Source organism: Streptomyces sp. NPDC046203, from assembly GCF_040646255.1.
In the GTDB taxonomy this organism is placed as follows: Bacteria; Actinomycetota; Actinomycetes; order Streptomycetales; family Streptomycetaceae; genus Streptomyces.
Genome location: NZ_JBEYZX010000023.1, coordinates 16,921 through 35,505, shown reverse-complemented (window position 1 = coordinate 35,505; position 18,585 = coordinate 16,921). Strand labels below are relative to the sequence as shown.

The window sequence follows — 18,585 nt, the reverse complement described above, 5'->3', positions numbered from 1 at the left end:
GTCGGTGACCTGCGAGGCGACGTATGTCGTCACCGAGGCCGACGTCCAGGCGGGGCAGGTGACGAACACCGCGGGCGCGACGGCCGAGAACCCGTCCGGTGCGGCCGTGCATTCGGCGCCCGCGACCGCGTCCTTCACGACGCACGCGCCGCCCACCTCCTCGCTCGCCCTGACGAAGTCGGTCACGCCGACCACGGCCACCCTCGGTGACCAGGTCACGTACACCTATGTCGCGACGAACACGGGCGAGACCGCGCTGTCGAGTCTGGTGGTCGCGGACACCGCGTTCAGCGGTACCGGCACCGCGCCGGTGGTGATCTGTCCGGCGACGACGCTGGCGCCGGGCGCATCGGTCACGTGCGAGGCGACGTACGTGGTCACGGAGGCCGATGTGACGGCGGGCGAGGTGACGAACACCGCCCACGCCACCGCGCAGAACCCCTCCGGCGCCGCGGTCGAGTCGGAACCCGCGACCGCGTCCTTCACGACGCACGCGCCGCCCACCTCGTCGCTGGGGCTGACGAAGTCGGTGTCGCCGGGCACGGCGACGGTGGGTGACCAGGTCACGTACACGTATGTGGCGACCAACACCGGTGAGACGGCCCTGTCGGCTCTCTCGGTCACGGACACGGAGTTCTCCGGTTCCGGCACGGCGCCGGTGATCGAGTGCCCGGGGACGACCCTGGCGCCGGGAGCTTCGGTGACCTGCACGGCCACCTATGTGGTGACCGAGGCGGATGTGACGGCGGGCGAGGTGACCAACACCGCGCAGGCGACGGCCGAGAACCCGTCCGGCGCGGCGGTGAACTCGGCCCCCGCCACCGCGCTCTTCACGACGCACGCGCCGCCGACGTCCTCGCTGGGCCTGACGAAGTCGGTGTCGCCGGAGTCGGCGACGGTAGGTGACCAGGTCACCTACACCTACGTGGCGACGAACACCGGTGAGACGGCTCTGTCGAACCTGGTCGTCGCCGACACCGAATTCTCGGGTACGGGAACCGCGCCCGTGGTGCTCTGCCCCGCGACCTCGCTCGCTCCGGGGGCGTCGGTGACCTGCGAGGCGACGTATGTCGTCACCGAGGCCGACGTCCAGGCGGGGCAGGTGACGAACACCGCGGGCGCGACGGCCGAGAACCCGTCCGGCGCGGCGGTGAACTCGGCTCCCGCGACCGCGTTCTTCACGACGCACGCGCCGCCCGCCTCCTCGCTCGCCCTGACGAAGTCGGTCACGCCGACCACGGCCACCCTCGGTGACCAGGTCACGTACACCTATGTCGCGACGAACACGGGTGAGACGGCTCTGTCGGCGCTGTCGGTGACGGACACGGAGTTCTCCGGTTCCGGTACGGCGCCGGTGATCGAGTGTCCGGCGACCTCGCTGGCGCCGGGCGCGTCGGTGACGTGCACGGCCACCTATGTGGTCACGGAGGCGGATGTGACGGCGGGCGAGGTGACGAACACCGCGCAGGCGACCGCGCAGAACCCCTCGGGCACGGCGGTGCACTCGGCCGCCGCGACCGCGCTCCTCCTCACCCACCAGCCGCCGGCCTCCTCGCTCAGCCTGACCAAGACCGTCGATCCCCACACGGCCACCACCGGCGACCAGGTCACGTACACGTATGTGGCGACGAACACGGGTGAGACGGCCCTGTCGGGTCTGGTGGTCGCGGACACCGCGTTCTCGGGCACCGGCACCGCGCCGGTGGTGGACTGCCCGGAGACGACGCTCGCCCCGGGCGCCTCGGTGACCTGCGAGGCCACCTACACGGTCACCCAGGACGACGCCAAGGCGGGCGAGGTGACCAACACCGCGCAGGCGACCGCCCAGGATCCCTCCGGAGCCGAGATCACCTCGGGTCCCGCGAGCGCGGTCCTGATCACGCACGAGGGCCCGCCTCCGGCCTCCCTCGGCCTGACGAAGTCGGTGTCGCCGGCGAAGGCCGGTGCGGGCGACGAGGTCACGTACACCTACACAGTGACCAACACCGGCGACGCGGCTCTGACAGGGCTGACGGTGGCGGACACCGAGTTCTCCGGTACCGGGACCCCGCCGTCGGTGAGCTGCCCGGAGACGACGCTGGCGCCGGGCGCGTCGGTGACGTGTACGGCGAAGTACACGGTCACGGAGGAGGACGTGAAGGCGGGCAAGGTGACCAACACGGCCACCGCCTCCGCCGAGACCGCCACCGGCACCAAGGTCACGTCGGACGCCGCGAGCGCCGTCCTCGTCACGCACGAGGGTCCGCCGGTGGCCTCCCTCGGCCTGACGAAGTCGGTGTCCCCGGAGAAGGCCGGTGCCGGTGACGACGTCACGTACACCTACGTGGCCACCAACACCGGGGACACCGCCCTGACCGGCCTGGTCGTCGCCGACACCGAGTTCTCGGGTACCGGGACCCCGCCGTCGGTGAGCTGCCCGGAGACCATGCTGGCGCCGGGCGCGTCGGTGACGTGTACGGCGAAGTACACGGTCACGGAGGAGGACGTGAAGGCGGGCAAGGTGACCAACACCGCGACCGCTTCCGCCGAGACCACCACGGGCGCCGAGGTCACCTCGGATCCGGCGAGCGCGGTCCTCGTCACCCGGCACACCCCGCCCCCGGGCGACTCGCTCAAGCTGAAGAAGACCGCCGAGGTCACCGACACCAACCACAACGGCGTCAACGACCCGGGCGACATCGTCACCTGGACGCTGAAGGTCACCAACACGGGCACCGGAACCCTGCACGACATCCGGGTCGACGATCCCGTCGCGGGCCCGGTGACCTGCCCGCCCGAGCCGCTCGCGCCCGGTGCCACGATGGTCTGCGCCGCGCCGCCGTACACACTCCGGGAGGAGGACGCGAAGCGCGGTCACCTCACCAACACCGCCATCGCGCGCGGCACGAACGACGCCGGTCAGACGGTCTCCTCCCGGAAGGCCCGGGTCACGATTCCCGTCCAGCGCGGCCCCAAGCCCCCGCCGTACGGAGGCTACTGACCGGACGTCCCCGCCGACGACGGGCGGCGGGAGACGGCCGACGGATGACCGATGACCAGCGGGCGTATGCCACCCGCTGGTCATCGGCTTGTACGGCCCTCGGGCGCCGGGCGTCCTGTGCCGTGCGCCGTACGCCCTGCCGCGTACGCGCTCTTCGGCACCGCCTCGTGCCCAGGGCCACCCCCGGGGTTACGCGCCCAGGGTCACGCGCCCAGGGTCACGCGCCCGAGGTCACGCGGTCGTGCAGGCGGCGCCGTTCAGGGTGAAGGAGCCGGGTGAGGCGAAGGTGCCGGAGTACGTCCCCTGAAGACCGAAGGTCTGGCTTCCGCCCGCCGCGATCTGCGCGTTGTGGCTGACCGGGCTCGCCGTGACGGCACCCGAGGCCGGGGAGACGGTGGCGTTCCAGGCGCTGGTGACGTTCTGGCCGGAGGGCAGGGTGAAGCCCAGCTTCCAGTTGTCGACGGCGGTGGAGCCGGTGTTGGTGACGGTGACGTTCGCGGTGAAGCCGCCCGTCCACACAGTGGTGGCATAGGCCACCTTGCACGCCGCCGGGGTGCCCGGGTCGGGGGTGGACCCGCCGGTGCTCACGGTCGAGGAGAAGGAGTTCACCGCGAGTCCCGCGCCGCCCTGCCACGGCTCGAAGCCGGCCTGGACGCTCGTCAGGTACCAGTTGTTCTGGGCCAGTCCGCGCGCCACGGTCGCCCGGACGAAGTCCATGACGTCGAAGCTCCAGCTGTCGATCGCGGACGGGGCGACGAAGGACAGCACGTCGTTGCCGCCGTTGTTGCCCGACCACAGCTGCCAGCTGCGCCCGCCCACCGTCGCCGTGCCGACCTGCGAGCCGACCGGCTGGATCGACCCGACCTTGTTGAACCAGATCATGATCTCGGTCTTGTTCACCCCGTCGGTGCGGGGTGTCGGGTCCAGCCAGATGTCGTACGCGGCGTCGTACACGGCGCCGGAGACATAGCTGTACGAGATGCTGCTCGGCGCGCTGGAGATGGTGCTGACCTGCGCCGGGAGGTTCGTGCCGGGCGAACAGTTGGTGTAGTGGCAGCCGTTGTAGACCGACGGGTACGACTTCGGCGCGCCGTTGGTCGGGACGCTGCCGTCGGCCTGGGTGACCTTGAAGCCGTTGCTCGTGGCGCTGATGCACTGGGCGGCGCTGGTGCCCCAGCGGTTGTTCTGGACGACGTAACGCCCTTGGATCGTGGTCGAGCCGTACTGCTCGCAGATCGTCGTGTCGGCCTGTGCCGGAGCCGTCGTGGTGACCAGGGCGCCGATGGCCATCAGGGCCATGAGGAGGCCGCTCAGCAGGGTGCGCGCGGAGCGGGCGGGGGACGATGACGCTCTCATGCCGGTCCTCTCTCGAAGACGAGGGGATGTCATATGCCGTACGGGGTGTGGGAGCGCTCCCATGTGTCGATGCTAGGGACTGTAGGAACAGAACGTGTCCCTGACAAGACTGTGCGCGGCCGGGAAAGCCGACAGCGCACGCGGTCCGCCCGGCCCCTCGCGCACCCCGTGACCCTTCCCTCCGTCCCGTCACCGACGCTTTCTCGCCACCTCAGTCCCGTGCTCAGGCCCGTCCTCCGACCTCTCCTCCAGCCGTCCTGCGCCCCCTCCTCCGACCTCTCCTCCGATCCTTCCTCCGCCCCTTCTGCCTCGGCTTCTCCCGCACCGGTTCCGCCCCGTCCCCGTCTCCTCGCACGGAAGGGCTCCGCCGCCATGACAGCCACCCCGCCCACCGGCAGACCCGCCGGTACACCCGCCGGCGGACCGGCCGGCAGACCCGCCGGTCCCACCGCCCGCCATGCCGCCCGGCCCGCCGCCGGCCGCGTCGAACTCCCGCCCGGCGCCGTCCCCGGCGACCCCCGTTTCGTCAACGAGGACCTGCTGCCCGTCCCGCTTGCCGCCCGCCGCTGGACCACGTACAACTTCGCCGCCCTCTGGGTCGGCATGGCCCACAACATCCCCTCCTGGCTGCTCGCCTCCGGGCTCGTCGCCCTCGGCATGGACTGGCTCCAGGCGGTCCTCACCATCGCGCTCGCCAACGTGATCGTGCTGCTGCCGATGCTGCTCACCGGGCACGCCGGACCGAAGTACGGCATCCCCTTCCCCGTGCTCGCCCGCGCCTCCTTCGGCCTGCGCGGCGCCAACCTGCCCGCGCTGGTGCGGGCGGGTGTCGCATGCGCCTGGTTCGGCATCCAGACCTGGATCGGCGGCCAGGGCATCTTCGTCCTGCTGGACAAGGTGTTCGGCGGCCACTGGGGCGAGGCCGCCCGGATCGCCGGCCAGCCGTGGACCCTGTGGCTCTGCTTCGGCCTGTTCTGGGCCCTCGAACTGGCCATCATCCACCGGGGCATGGACGCGCTGCGCCGCTTCGAGAACTGGGCCGCGCCCTTCGTCATCGTCGGCGCGGTGGTGCTGCTCGGGTGGATCACCGTCAAGGCGGGCGGACTCGGCCCCCTCCTCGATCAACCGTCCGCGCTCGGCTGGGGTCCCGGCTTCTGGCGGGTCTTCTTCCCCGCCCTCATGGGCATGATCGCCTTCTGGGCCACCCTCAGCCTCAACATCCCCGACTTCACCCGCTTCGGCGCGGGGCAGCGCGCCCAGTTCCTGGGTCAGGCCCTCGGTCTGCCGACCACGATGACGCTCTTCGCGCTGCTCTCGGTGCTCGTCACCTCAGGCTCGCAGGCGGTGTACGGGGCGCCGGTCTGGGACCCGGTCGCGCTCGCCGCCAAGACCGACAGCGTCTTCGGTCTGCTCTTCGCGCTGGTGACGGTCCTGGTCGCGACCATCTCGGTGAACATCGCGGCGAACGTCGTCTCGCCCGCGTACGACCTCGCCCATCTGGCCCCCGGGCGGATCGACTTCCGCCGGGGCGCGCTGATCACCGGGGTCGTCGGGGTCGTCATCATGCCGTGGAAGCTCACCTCCACACCCGAGCTGTACATCTTCACCTGGCTCGGACTGGTCGGCGGTCTGCTCGGTACGGTCGCCGGGATCCTCATCGCCGACTACTGGCTGGTGCGCCGCACCGTCCTCGACCTCGCCGGGCTCTACCGGGTCGACGGCCCCTACTGGTACCGGGGTGGCTGGAATCCGGCGGCCGTCCTCGCCTTCGCCGCGGGCGGGGTGCTCGCGGTGGGCGGCTCGCATTCGGCCCCCGGCAGCGGGCCGTTCCCCGAGGCCGGCCTGATCCCGTTCCTCAAGCCCCTCGCCGACTACGGCTGGGCGGTCGGGCTGGTCGCCTCGATGCTGGTGTACGTCTCCCTCATGGCCCGGCGCGCCCGGACCGCCGGCACGGGAGGGTGATACGCCCGCGGCGAGGGCATCACCCGCGGCCGGGGCCGTGACGGAGGTGGCGCCAACGGCCTCGGCGACGGCCGGGCCGGGGCGGGTGGCGGTGCTTTACCCTCGCCGTCCGCATGTCGTAGCCTCGGCGACGCTCACGCGACGCGGAACACCTGCACCAGTGCACCACACAAAGGCGGTTGTCGATGTCCGGCACGGAATCCTCCGACTACACCCAGCGGCTGACCCGGCTGGAGAGTTCGGGGATCAAACGCTTCCTGCCCACCCAGGCCCCCTACCGCTGGAACCTCAAGCGGCTCCGTCTCGGGCGCGTGCTGGACGTCGGCTGCGGCATCGGCCGCAATCTGCTCAACTGCGGCCCCGACAGCGTCGGCGTGGACCACAACGCCACCTCCGTCGCCACCTGCCGCGCGCGGGGTCTGACCGCCTACACGCCCGAGGAGCTGGAAGCGGCGCCGGACTGCGGCCCCGGCTCCTTCGACAGCCTGCTGTGCGCGCACGTCCTGGAACACATGGACGAGACGCTCGGCAACGCGATCCTGGAGCAGTACCTGCCCCTGGTGAAGCCGGGCGGCTCGGTCGTCCTGATCTGCCCTCAGGAGGCCGGCTACCGGACGGACGCCACCCACGTCCGCTTCGTCGACTTCGACGGACTGCGCACGCACGCCGAGAAGATGGGCCTGGACATCGCGCGTACGTACTCGTTCCCGTTCCCGCGAGCAGTCGGCAAGTCCTTCCCGTACAACGAGTTCAACCTGGTGGCGCGGAAGCCGGGCAGCTGAACGGCACCCACGGCCCCCGCAGCCCCCACGCCCCCCTCATCAGATCGTCCGGTCGTCAGGCCGTCCGGACGGTGGAGCCCAGCCGGGAACGTGGTCGGCCACGGCCCGCTCCCACTCCGCCACACCTCCGGCCGGCGGCCACGCATTCCCCTTGCCGCCCCGCCCCTACGGCACCCGCGCGATCCACTCCGGGGTCGTGAACTTGGTGCCGGCCAGCTCCCGGGCGAGGGCCATCTCCTCGTCGGTGACCCGGCCCTCCGCGAGGCCGTAACGCGAGCGGAAGGAGGCGATCATCCGCTCGATGACGGCCTCGCGCGGCAGACCGGTCTGCCGGCGCAGCGGGTCGACCCGCTTCTTCGCGCTCTTGGTGCCCTTGTCGGAGAGCTTCTCGCGGCCGATGCGGAGCACTTCCGTCATCTTGTCGGCGTCGATGTCGTACGCCATCGTCACGTGGTGCAGCACCGCGCCCTCGCCCGCGACCATGCGCTTCTGCGCGGCGCCCGCGATCTTCCCTGCGTCGGTGGCGATGTCGTTGAGCGGCTGGTACCAGGCCTTGACGCCCATGTCGCCGAGGGCGCCGAGCACCCAGTCGTCGAGGTAGGCGTAACTGTCGGTGAAGGACAGGCCCTGCACGAGGGCGTCCGGGACGGACAGGGAGTACGTGATGGTGTTGCCCGGCTCGATGAACATCGCGCCGCCGCCGCTGATCCGGCGCACCACCTCGATGCCGTGCCGCTCGGCGGCCTCCGGGTCCACCTCGTTGCGCAGCGACTGGAAGCTGCCGATCACCACGGCGGGGGAGGCCCACTCCCAGACCCGCAGTGTCGGCGGGCGGCGGCCGGCCGCGACCTCGGCCGTGATCACCTCGTCGAGGGCCATGTGGAGGGCCGGGGACTGCGGCGCCTCGTGGATCAGCTGCCAGTCGTAGTCGGTCCAGTCGGTGGCGTGCGCGAGCGCCCGGCGCACCGCGACCCCGACACCCTCCGTCGTCAGGCCGTACATCTGCGTGCCCGGCGGCAGCGCCTGGTCGATCCGGGCCGCCAGGCCGGCGGCGTCGGTGTCGGCGGGGGCGCCTTCCAGCGCACCGTCGATGGCCTCGATGGCCTCGTCCGGCTCCAGGAAGAAGTCGCCCGCGACCCGGACCCGGCGCAGCGCGCCGTCCTCCACGTCGAGATCGACGACGACCAGCTTGCCGCCGGGGATCTTGTACTCGCCGTGCACCGGACCTGCCTCCCAGCCCGTCGGGGATGAACGGGGATGAATAGGGGTGAATAAGAGTGAATAAGGGATGGATATCGGGGTGAATGCCGTAAGGGATGTCGGAACGAACGCCGCCAGCGTACTCCGGCCCCGGCGCGCGCCCCAGGGTGGAACGCGCGAGCAGCGGTATATGCCAGACGATCTGTCATGTCGGGGGAGGAGGGCGAGCGGTAGAGCGGAGAGGGGACGGGGGAGCGGAGGCGGGAGCGGAGAGTGAGAACCCCGGAGCGGTGGGCCGGGAGGAGCGCGGGGCGGCGGGGGAACGGGCCGGGCCGGACCAAGGACGGAGGGGCGTCCGGCCTATCCTGGGGGCAGGGATCGCCGGCCGACACGAGGAGTCCGAGGGTGACGTCGATGTTCGATGCCGTGATCGTGGGGGCGGGGCCCAACGGGCTGACCGCCGCCGTCGAACTCGCCCGCCGGGGCTTCTCCGTGGCCGTCTTCGAGGCGAAGTCCACCGTGGGCGGCGGCGCCCGCACCGAGGAACTGACCCTGCCCGGTTTCCGGCACGACCCCTGTTCCGCCGTCCACCCGCTGGGCGCCGGCTCGCCCGTCTTCGACACGATGCCGCTGGACCGGTACGGACTGGAGTGGCTGCACCCCGAACTGCCGATGGCCCACCCCTGGGACGACGGCACCGCGGCCGTCCTCGCCCGCTCGATCGCGCGGACCGCGGCCTCCTTCGGGCCGCGCGACGCCGGTGCGTACCGACGGCTCGTCACCCCGTTCGTCCACCGCTTCGACAGCCTCGTGCGCGACTTCATGCAGCTGCCGTCCACCGCGCTGCCCCGCGACCCCGTCACGCTCGCCCGCTTCGGGCTCGCCGGACTGCCGCCCTCGACCTGGCTGATGAGCCGGTTCCAGGACCCGAAGGCGTCCGCCCTGTTCGCCGGGCTCGTCGGCCATGTCATCGCCCCGCTCGACGGCTTCGCGACCGGCGCCGTCGGGCTGGTCTTCGCCGCCGCCGCGCACGCCGTCGGCTGGCCGCTGCCCCGGGGCGGCTCCCAGTCGATCTCCGACGCCCTCGCCGCGTATCTGAAGGACCTCGGCGGCGCCGTCCACACCGACTTCGAGGTCAAGCGGCTCGACGACCTGCCGCCCGCGCGTGCGTACGTCTTCGACACCTCGCCCACCGCGCTCGCCCGGATCGCCGGGCTCGGCGCCCACTACGACGGCTACCGGTACGGCGCGAGCGCGTTCAAGATCGACTACGCCCTGTCGGGACCCGTGCCGTGGACCGCCGAGGACGCCCGCCGGGCCGGCACCGTACAGGTCGGGCCCAGCGCGGGGGAGATCGGCACCGCGCTGCGCCAGGCATCCTCCGGCACCGCCCCCGACGCCCCGTTCCTCATCACCGCCCAGCCCAGCCTCGTCGACGCCGGCCGGGCCCCCGAGGGCAAGCACGTCTTCTGGGCGTACGGCCATGTCCCCAACGGCTGGCGCGGCGACCTCACCTACGCCATCGAGCGGCAGATCGAACGCTTCGCGCCCGGCTTCCGCGACCTGATCCTGGCCCGCGCCACCGCAGGTCCGCCCGAACTCGCCGCGCGCAACGCCAACTACATCGGCGGCGACATCGCCTGCGGAGCCGCCCGCGGCCTCCAACTGGTCCTGCGCCCCAAGCTGTCGCTGTTCCCGTACAACACCCCGCACCCGGCGGTCTTCCTCTGCTCCTCCGCCACCCCGCCCGGCCCCGGGGTACACGGCATGTCCGGCCACAACGCGGCCAAGGCGGTGTGGCGGCGCCTGCGCGCGCCGGGAGCGGCCTGACGCGACGGGCTCGCCGGAGTGCCCGGGCGACGCGCGGGAGCGCCCGGCCGCCGTCGTACCCGGTCGCCCCGCGCGCGAACACGGTGCGCGCCGGAGGCACGGGCGCGATCATGAGGGGATGAACCCGCAGCCCGTCACCCCTCCGGCCGCCCCCGCCGTGGTCCTCGTCCGAGGCGACATCACCGACCAGGACGCCGACGTCATCGTCAACGCCGCCAACTCCTCCCTCCTCGGCGGCGGAGGAGTGGACGGCGCCATTCACCGGCGGGGTGGTCCCGCCATCCTGGAAGCGTGCCGCAAGCTCCGGGCCGGCCACTACGGGCGCGGTCTCGCCACCGGTCAGGCCGTCGCCACCACCGCCGGGAATCTCGCGGCCCGGCGGGTCGTCCACACCGTCGGCCCGGTGTACAGCCCCACCGAGGACCGCTCCGCGCTGCTCGCCTCCTGCTACCGCGAATCCCTGCGGGTGGCCGACGAGTCGGGTGCCCGTACGGTCGCCTTCCCGGCGATCTCGACCGGGATCTACGGCTGGCCGATGGACGACGGCGCCCGGATCGCCGTCGAGACCGTGCGGGCCGCCCGCCCGGCCTCCGTCCAGGAGGTCCGCTTCGTCCTCTTCGACGCCGAGGCATACGCCGCCTTCGAGGCCGCCATGAGGTGAGGGCGCAGGGCGCGAGGCGCGGCCCGGGAGGAGACCTGGGGAAGACCCGGGGAAGGACCCGGAGGAAGACCCGGCGCCAGTCCCCCAGGAATCCGGCGAACGACCATGTCGTTTTTCTGCCAGCCCGCCCACCCCCGATCGCCGATCCTGGAGGCATGCACACCGACACCGAGCGCTGCGTACGGGCCGTCCAGTCGAAGGACGCCCGGTTCGACGGCGTCTTCTTCACCGCCGTCCGCACCACTCGGATCTACTGCCGTCCCAGCTGCCCCGTCGTCCCGCCCAAGCCCGAGAACATGGAGTTCCACCCCACCGCCGCGTCCTGCCAGCGCGCCGGATTCCGCGCCTGCAAACGCTGCCGTCCCGACACCAGCCCGGGATCCCCCGAGTGGGACGCCCGCGCCGACACCGTCGCCCGCGCCATGCGGCTCATCCAGGACGGTGTCGTCGACCGCGAGGGCGTTCCCGGGCTCGCCGCCCGGCTCGGCTACTCGACCCGCCAGATCGAACGCCAGCTCCTCGCCGAACTCGGCGCCGGCCCGCTCGCCCTCGCCCGCGCCCAGCGCGCCCAGACCGCGCGCGTCCTCGTCGAGACCACCCCGCTGCCGATGGCGGAGATCGCCTTCGCGGCCGGGTTCGCCTCCATCCGCGCCTTCAACGACACCGTCCGCGAGGTCTTCGCGCTCACCCCCGGTGAACTGCGCGCCCGCGCCTCCCGCGGCCGCCCCGCCGCCCCGTCGGCCACCCCCGGCACGATCACCCTCCGGCTGCCGTTCCGCGCCCCGCTGAACCCCTCGAACCTCTTCGGCCACCTCGCCGCCACCGCCGTCCCCGGCGTCGAGGAGTGGCGCGACGGCGCCTACCGCAGAACCCTGAGCCTCCCCTACGGGCACGGCATCGTCGCCCTCACCCCGCGCCCCGACCACATCCTGTGCCGGCTCTCGCTCACCGACCCGCGCGACCTCACCCGCGCCATCAACCGCTGCCGCCGCCTGCTCGACCTCGACGCCGACCCCGTCGCCGTCGACGAGCGGCTGCGCGCCGATCCGCTGCTCGCGCCCCTCGTGGACGCCGCGCCCGGACGGCGGGTGCCGCGCACCGTGGACGCCGCCGAGTTCGCCGTACGGGCCGTCCTCGGCCAGCAGGTGTCCACTGCCGCCGCCCGTACCCACGCCGCCCGCCTCGTCACCGCGCACGGCACCCCCGTCGACGACCCCGAGGGCGGCCTCACCCATCTCTTCCCGGGCCCCGGCACGCTCGCCGGCCTCGACCCCGACACCCTCGCGCTGCCCCGCAGCCGCCGTACCACCCTGCTCACCCTGGTCACCGCCCTCGCCGACGGCACCCTCGCCCTCGGCCCCGGGACCGACACGGAAGAGGCCGTCGCCCGGCTCGCCGCCCTGCCCGGCTTCGGCCCGTGGACCACCGGGATCATCGCCATGCGGGCGCTCGGCGACCCCGACGCCTTCCTCCCCGGCGACCTCGGCGTCCGCCGCGCCGCCCAGGGCCTCGGACTGCCCGCCACCCCGGCCGCCCTCACCGCGCGCGCCGCCCGCTGGCGGCCCTGGCGCGCGTACGCCGTCCAGTACCTGTGGGCCACCGACGACCACCCGATCAACCACCTCCCCGCGTAAGGAACCACCCCCATGACGTCCACCATCCGGCACACGGTCGTCGACAGCCCCTACGACCCGCTGACCCTGGTCGCGGTCGACGGCGTGCTCAGCCGCATCCACATGACCGGCCAGCGCCACCGCCCGCCCGAGGAGACCTTCGGCACCTCCGACCCACGCCCCTTCACCGAGGCCGTCCGCCAGCTCGACGCGTACTTCGCCGGCGAACTCACCGAGTTCGACCTGCCGCTGCACCTCGTCGGCACCCCGTTCCAGCTCCGGGTGTGGGAGCAGCTGCGGCTCATCCCGTACGGGGAGACCCGGACGTACGGCGAACTCGCCGAGGCCCTCGGCAACCCCGCCGCCTCCCGCGCCGTCGGCCTCGCCAACGGCAAGAACCCGGTGGGCATCGTCGTCCCCTGCCACCGGGTGATCGGCGCGGGCGGCAGCCTCACCGGCTACGGCGGCGGTCTCGACCGCAAGCGCCGGCTGCTCGCCTTCGAGGCGGGAGAACAGACCGCCGACGAGACGCTTTTCTAGCGCCTACGGACGAACCGGCCGGCGCATTCGCTGCTCCGATCGGTGGATCTTCGGCAGGCGCGCGTGGAAGAGCACCCCTCCCGGGGTACGCGCGCCCCTACGGTCGCGCCGTGAACACGACGACACCGCTGCTCCTCGCCGCCGGACTGAAGATCGACTGGGCGAAGATGCCCACCTACAACACCATCATGTCGCTCTGCGCCGGGGCGGGACTGCTGCTCGTCGTCGCCCTCGGGTGGATGCTCCTGACGGATCGTCCCGTGGTGCCCGACGCCTGGGCGATGGGCTTCGGCACGCTGGGCCTGATCCTCTTCGCGACCGGCCTGCACATGACGCTGACCTGGCCGCTGGCCGGCCAGGGCTTCCCCTTCGACAACATCATCTTCGGCGAGCCCGCCCTCGGCTTCGGCGTGCTGCTGCTCTTCGCCGCGTTCTTCCTCTGGAAGCGCGGCGGGGTCGTCAGCTCGGGGGTGGACCGAGGACGCGCGGTCGCGGCCCTGGCCGCGCCCGTCTCGCTGCTGGTCTTCGGGCTCGGACTGGCCTGCTTCGGGATCGCGGCGGCGGGCTGGCGCTACACCCTGTTCGCCGCGCCGCCCGAGGAGCCCATCTCGGGGCAGTTCGCCGACCACCCGATGCTGGAGGCCAGCTTCATGTCCGGCCTGTACGTGCTCACCGGCGTCGGCGCGGTGCTCTTCCCCTGGGTGCTGCGCCGCCGGGGCGGCGCGGTGGCCTGGGTGGCCGGTGTGTGCTGGGCGCTGGCGGGCCTCGCGTTCCTGCTGTTCGGGGGGCTCAACTACTTCACGCACATCGGACTCATCGTCAACACGATGTGAGCTCCAGCGGCATGGTCCCGTCCCCTGCCGGCCGGATTCCACCCCTGCCGGCCCCGCCCGCCGCTACCGCAGCCGGTCGAGCAGGGCCGGCAGCGCGGTGCCGATCGGCTCGCGCACGATCTCGTCCGCGAGCGGGTCGTACGGGGTCGGCTCGGCGTTCACGATGATCAGCCGGGCACCGCCCTCGGCCGCGATACCCGCGAGCGAAGCGGCGGGCTCCACGTGGAGGCTGCTGCCGACGACGAGGAACACCTCCGCCGCCTTCGCGACCGCCAGAGCCTGCCCGAGCACGTCCGGATCGAGCCGCTCGCCGAACATGACCGTCGCCGACTTCAGGATTCCGCCGCACACCAGACACGGCGGATCCGTCTCGCCGGCCTTCACCCGCTCCAGCGCCTCGGCCATCGACGACCTCGCGTGACACGCCGTACAGACCACCGACCGCGCCGAACCGTGCAGTTCGTACACCTTGCGCGCGGGCAGCCCGGCGGCCTGGTGCAGCCCGTCGACATTCTGCGTGATGACCCGCAGCGCGTTGCCGGTCTTCTCGTACGCGGCGATGGCCAGGTGCGCCGCGTTCGGCCGCGCGGTCAGGACCGGCCCGTCCAGCCGCATCCGCCACGACCGGCGGCGGATCTCCGGGTCGGACATGTAGGGGCCGTACGTGACGAGCCGCTCGGCCTCCGGATCACGGCGCCACAAACCGTTGGGCCCGCGGTAGTCCGGGATACCCGAGTCGGTGGATATTCCGGCGCCCGTGAGAATCGCGACCATGGTCATATGCCGACCTTAGGCAGGCCCGGACACCATCCGCGAACGGATGGACCAGTGGCCGCCCTGCCCAGGCACCCCCGCTCAGCGCACCGGCCCGGACTCCACCGCGCCCCGCCCGTACAGGGCCTTCGGCCCGCGCAGCCCGCCCCGTACCCACGGTGCCGTGGCGAACACGAACAGCCCGAAGGCCAGCAGCCGCTGGAGTCCGCCCTGCTCGCCGACCGAGCTGCCGAGCGGCCCGTATACGGCGTACAGGTTCGCCGCCAGATCGGTCGCCATCACCACGACCAGCAGATCTGCGCCCACCCGGCGCCCCCGCAGCAGCAGAACGGCGGTCAGCGGGTCGAGCACCGCCAGCGCCGACCAGTAGAGGTTCAGCCATTTCGGCGCGAAGGACGCGTGCGGGAAGAGGCCGTGGGACAGCAGGTCGCCGACATGGGTCACGGTGCCGATCAGCAGCCCCGCCACCCAGACACCGACCACCATCCGGGTCGCCCACGCCGGAGGCCCGCCGGTCACCGCGCCATGCGCCCGTCCTCCAGCTCCACCGGGCCGCGCCCCGCCGCCAGGGCGTCGAGGGCCGCGTGGACCCGCAGACAGAGAGGGCCGGGGAGATAGCCGGCCAGGTCCGCCCGCCCGACCAGCTTCCAGGAGTCCAGCTCCTCCGCCTGGAGCCGGATCGCGGCGAACCGTTCCTCCGTGAGCACCCCGCCGTCGTACACGTACGCCACCAGCGGCGGCCGCGCCGCCCCGTGCACCCAGTCGACCGCGAGCAGCGGGCCCGGTGCCAGGTCGAGACCGATCTCCTCGGCCGTCTCGCGCCGCGCGGCCTGGCGCGGAGTCTCGCCGGTGTCGGCCTCGACCGTGCCGCCCGGCAGGGTCCAGCCCTCCCGGTAGTTCGGCTCGACGATCAGCACCCGGCCGCCTTCGTCCCGGAAGACCGTGGCCGCGGCGGCCAGGACCCGGGGCAGGCCCGCGATGTACGTGGCGTAGTCGGTGACCGCGCCGGAAGCGCTACCGGATCCGGTGCCGGATCCGGAACCGGATTCCGAACCGGAGGAGGCATCGGAGGAAGCCTCGGACGAGGCGTCGGGGGCGGGAGTGGCGCCGGAGGTCGTCATCCCGTCAGCGTAGCCAGCCGCACCGTCCGGTCCGCCAGTTCGCTGATCTTGATCCGGTCGAAGCCGGTGACCGCGCTGCGCACCCGGTCCTGCAACGGTTCCGACCACTGCGCCGGGATCCCCGACGCCCCGCACAGCACACCCGCGACCGATCCGGCCGTCGCGCCATTGGAGTCGGTGTCCAGGCCGCCGCGCACGGTCAGTCCCACGGTGGCGCTGAAGTCCCCGTCCCCGTACAGCAGCCCGGCCGTCAGCACCGCCGCGTTCGGCACCACATGGATCCAGCCGAGCCCGGCGGTCCGCTCCGCCATCTCCGCCAGCGCCTCGGACCACTCGACGCCCGCCTCGTGCAGGGCCATCGTGTGCCGTACGGTCCGGGCGAGCCGGGCGCTCGCCGGGATCCGCTCCAGGGCGGCCGTCAGCGCGGTGCGGACGTCGGGTGCGGTGAACGCGGCGGCCACCAGCGCCGCCGCCCACATCGCCCCGTACACACCGTTGCCCGTATGGGACAGGACCGCGTCGCGGCGGGCGAGCGCGGCGGCCCGGCGCGGATCGCCCGGCGAGGTCCAGCCGTATACGTCCGCCCTGATCAGCGCGCCGATCCACTCCTGGTGGGGGTTGTCGTACGTGGCGGTCAGCGGCGGCTTCAGACCGTTCGCCAGATTGCGGTACGCGACCCGCTCCGCCGTGTACGTCCGCAGGTACGGCAGCCGCTGCAGCCACGCCTTGCCGACCTGCTCGGTGGTGAACGAGAAGCCCCGGGTCTCCAGCAGGTGCAGCCCGAGGATCGAGTAGTCGATGTCGTCGTCCCGGCAGCTGCCGTTGATCCGCCCCCGGACACACTGCGGCCACTCCGGGCGCAGCTCGAAGCCGTCGGCGCCGGCCGCGGGCGGCGCGGGCAGATAGTCGGTGAGCGGCAGAGCGCCGGTCAGCCGCAGATAGGCGTCGATCCGCTCGGGCGTCCAGTGCTCGCCGCACTCCACCGGCTTGCCGAGCATGTTCCCGGCGATCCGCCCCGTCCAGCCGCCGAGGATCCGGTCGGCGAGTTCGCTGTGCTTGAGCAGGCCCATGGCACCGGTCTACCGAATGCGCGGCCGAGCCGCGCGCCGACGCACCGGCGGACCGCCACCGACGTACCCGTACCGGCGGGCCCCTCGCCGACGCACTGTCGGACCACCGCCACTGCCCACCGTCACCGTCCGCCCCCTCCGAGCGCCCTCGGCCCTCAGTACGCGTCCCCTCCCGAGCCCGGCCCCTCGTCTCCGCCGTCCTTGCCCCCGGCCGTCCGCTCGTCCCCCTGGGTCCCCTCGGTACGGGACCGCGCCGCCCGGCGCAGTCGTTGATGCCGCGTCACTCCCCGCTCGGTGATCGCCTCGCCCACCATCGCGCGCACCGCGTCCCGTACGCCGTGCAGCGCGGGGTGCCGGGCGGAGCCCGCGCCCGGGTCCTCGCGCAGCTCCTTGAGGAGTGCCCAGCACAGCGCCAGCATCACCAGGACGAACGGCAGGGCGACCAGGATCGTCGCCGTCTGCAACGAACTCAGCCCGCCCGCGACGAGCAGGACGGCCGCGACGGCGGCCATCAGCACACCCCAGACGACCACCAGCCAGGTCGGCGGATGCAGCGCGCCCCGGCTGGTGAGCGAGCCCATCACCAGCGAGGCCGAGTCGGCGCTGGTCACGAAGTACGTCATGACCAGCAGCATCGCCACGTACGAGGTGACCGTGCCGATCGGCAGCGCGTCGAGCATCGCGAACAGGGATGCCTCCGCCCCGTCCTTGACCGAGCTCGCCAGGTCGGCGGCCCCCGTCGACTCCAGCCGGATCGCGGTGCCGCCCATGACGCAGAACCAGATCACGGTCGCCCCGGACGGGACGAGCAGCACCCCGGCGAGGAACTCGCGGACGGTCCGGCCATGCGAGATACGGGCGATGAAGGTGCCGACGAACGGGGCCCAGGACAGCCACCACGCCCAGTAGAAGATCGTCCAGGCGCCCAGCCAGGCCCGGTCCGAGAAGGCTCCGGTGCGGCTCGCCATCGGCAGCAGATCGTGCAGATAGCCGCCGAGGGAGGCGGGGATCGTGTCGAGGATGTAGACGGTCGGACCGATCACGAAGACGAAGGCCGCCAACGCGGCGGCGAGCACGACGTTCATGGTGGACAGCCACTTCACCCCCTTGTTCAGCCCGGAGAAGGCGGACAGCACGAACGCCGCCGAGAGCACCAGGATGATCAGCAGCTCGGTGGCCGTGGAGTCCTTCACCCCCGCGGTGAGGTGCAGACCCTCCGCCACCTGGAGCGCGCCCAGGCCGAGGCTGGTGGCGGTGCCGAAGACGGTCGCGAAGACGGCCAGCAGATCGATCGCCCGGCCCGGCCAGGAGGCCGCCCGGCGCCGGCCGAGGAGCGGGACGAAGGCGGAGCTGAGGGTGTTGCCGCGGCCCTTGCGGAAGCCCGCGTAGGCGAGGGCGAGACCGGTGATGCCGTAGATCGCCCACGGGGTGAAGGTCCAGTGGAAGAAGGAGTACTCCAGGGCGGTACGGGCCGCGTCGCCCGTGCGCGGGGCGACGCCGGAGGCCGGCGGCGGGGTCAGGAAGTGCTGGAGCGGCTCCCCGACCCCGTAGAACATCAGGCCGATGCCCATCCCGGCGCTGAACATCATCGCGATCCACGCCAGGTTCGTGAACTCCGGCTCGGAGTCGTCGGCGCCGAGCCGGATACGGCCGAAGCGGCTCACCGCGATCACCAGACACAGCACCAGGAAGACGTCGGCGGCGGACACGAACAGCCAGGCGAAGTTGGCCAGCACCCAGCCGAGCGCCGCGGAGGAGGCGGAGTCGAAGGACGTCTTGCCGAGGGCCGCCCAGCCGACCAGGCCGACGACGACGGCCATTCCGATGACGATGACCTTCGTGTCGGGGCGGGCGTCCGGAGAG

Annotated in this window: 15 protein-coding genes; 8 read left to right on the top strand and 7 right to left on the bottom strand. The window is 72.6% G+C overall.

The window, feature by feature from the left end; genetic code table 11:
• Positions 1-2,980, top strand: a 2,980-nt coding sequence (locus ABZ990_RS18395) for a hypothetical protein (RefSeq protein WP_361232090.1), incomplete at its 5' end; no start/stop codon positions are given.
• A 231-nt stretch (positions 2,981-3,211) separates the two neighbouring features.
• Here ABZ990_RS18395 and ABZ990_RS18390 read toward each other — a convergent pair.
• The gene (locus ABZ990_RS18390; RefSeq protein WP_361232087.1) at positions 3,212-4,336 is read right to left on the bottom strand and encodes a cellulose binding domain-containing protein; all 1,125 of its coding nucleotides are present in this window, start codon (positions 4,334-4,336) and stop codon (positions 3,212-3,214) included.
• Positions 4,337-4,708: 372 nt separating this feature from the next.
• Between ABZ990_RS18390 and ABZ990_RS18385 the strand changes: the two genes are divergently transcribed.
• Positions 4,709-6,298: an NCS1 family nucleobase:cation symporter-1 gene (locus ABZ990_RS18385; RefSeq protein ID WP_361232085.1), complete on the top strand. Its 1,590-nt coding sequence runs from the start codon at positions 4,709-4,711 to the stop codon at positions 6,296-6,298.
• A 185-nt stretch (positions 6,299-6,483) separates the two neighbouring features.
• A complete protein-coding gene (locus ABZ990_RS18380) occupies positions 6,484-7,080 on the top strand; it encodes a class I SAM-dependent methyltransferase (RefSeq protein WP_361232082.1) in 597 nt (198 codons plus the stop codon).
• A 165-nt stretch (positions 7,081-7,245) separates the two neighbouring features.
• On the opposite strand, the gene ABZ990_RS18375 is transcribed toward ABZ990_RS18380, so the two are convergent.
• Positions 7,246-8,301 (bottom strand): lipoate--protein ligase family protein, encoded by a 1,056-nt coding sequence (locus tag ABZ990_RS18375; protein WP_361232079.1) that lies wholly within the window; start codon positions 8,299-8,301, stop codon positions 7,246-7,248.
• A 384-nt stretch (positions 8,302-8,685) separates the two neighbouring features.
• Between ABZ990_RS18375 and ABZ990_RS18370 the strand changes: the two genes are divergently transcribed.
• From ABZ990_RS18370 to ABZ990_RS18350, 5 genes are all read left to right on the top strand, one after another.
• Positions 8,686-10,110, top strand: coding sequence for an NAD(P)/FAD-dependent oxidoreductase (locus ABZ990_RS18370; RefSeq protein WP_361232076.1), 1,425 nt, complete (start codon positions 8,686-8,688; stop codon positions 10,108-10,110).
• 118 nt (positions 10,111-10,228) lie between these two features.
• A complete protein-coding gene (locus ABZ990_RS18365) occupies positions 10,229-10,771 on the top strand; it encodes an O-acetyl-ADP-ribose deacetylase (protein WP_361232075.1) in 543 nt (180 codons plus the stop codon).
• Between the two features lie 155 nt (positions 10,772-10,926).
• Positions 10,927-12,405, top strand: a complete 1,479-nt coding sequence (locus tag ABZ990_RS18360; protein WP_361232073.1) for an AlkA N-terminal domain-containing protein — start codon at positions 10,927-10,929, stop codon at positions 12,403-12,405.
• Between the two features lie 12 nt (positions 12,406-12,417).
• Entirely contained in the window at positions 12,418-12,924 is a 507-nt protein-coding gene (locus ABZ990_RS18355) for a methylated-DNA--[protein]-cysteine S-methyltransferase (RefSeq protein ID WP_361232071.1), read from the top strand.
• A 167-nt stretch (positions 12,925-13,091) separates the two neighbouring features.
• Positions 13,092-13,757, top strand: coding sequence for a DUF981 family protein (locus tag ABZ990_RS18350; RefSeq protein ID WP_361232172.1), 666 nt, complete (start codon positions 13,092-13,094; stop codon positions 13,755-13,757).
• Between the two features lie 63 nt (positions 13,758-13,820).
• Here the strand turns inward: ABZ990_RS18350 and ABZ990_RS18345 are convergent, their stop codons facing one another.
• The 5 genes from ABZ990_RS18345 to ABZ990_RS18325 form a co-directional block, all read right to left on the bottom strand.
• On the bottom strand, positions 13,821-14,537 hold the full coding sequence (locus ABZ990_RS18345; protein WP_361232069.1) for a Sir2 family NAD-dependent protein deacetylase: 717 nt from the start codon (positions 14,535-14,537) through the stop codon (positions 13,821-13,823).
• A gap of 75 nt (positions 14,538-14,612) precedes the next feature.
• Positions 14,613-15,050, bottom strand: a complete 438-nt coding sequence (locus tag ABZ990_RS18340; RefSeq protein ID WP_361232068.1) for a hypothetical protein — start codon at positions 15,048-15,050, stop codon at positions 14,613-14,615.
• Positions 15,047-15,652 carry an NUDIX hydrolase gene (locus tag ABZ990_RS18335; protein WP_361232066.1) on the bottom strand — a complete coding sequence of 202 codons (606 nt, stop codon included), beginning with the start codon at positions 15,650-15,652 and terminating at the stop codon, positions 15,047-15,049. Before ABZ990_RS18335 ends, ABZ990_RS18340 begins: the two co-directional genes overlap by 4 nt.
• Positions 15,649-16,722, bottom strand: coding sequence for an ADP-ribosylglycohydrolase family protein (locus ABZ990_RS18330; RefSeq protein WP_361232064.1), 1,074 nt, complete (start codon positions 16,720-16,722; stop codon positions 15,649-15,651). The genes ABZ990_RS18335 and ABZ990_RS18330 overlap by 4 nt, the downstream gene beginning before the upstream one ends.
• Positions 16,723-16,877: 155 nt before the next feature.
• Positions 16,878-18,542 carry a BCCT family transporter gene (locus ABZ990_RS18325; RefSeq protein ID WP_361232169.1) on the bottom strand — a complete coding sequence of 555 codons (1,665 nt, stop codon included), beginning with the start codon at positions 18,540-18,542 and terminating at the stop codon, positions 16,878-16,880.
• Positions 18,543-18,585: the final 43 nt, after the last annotated feature.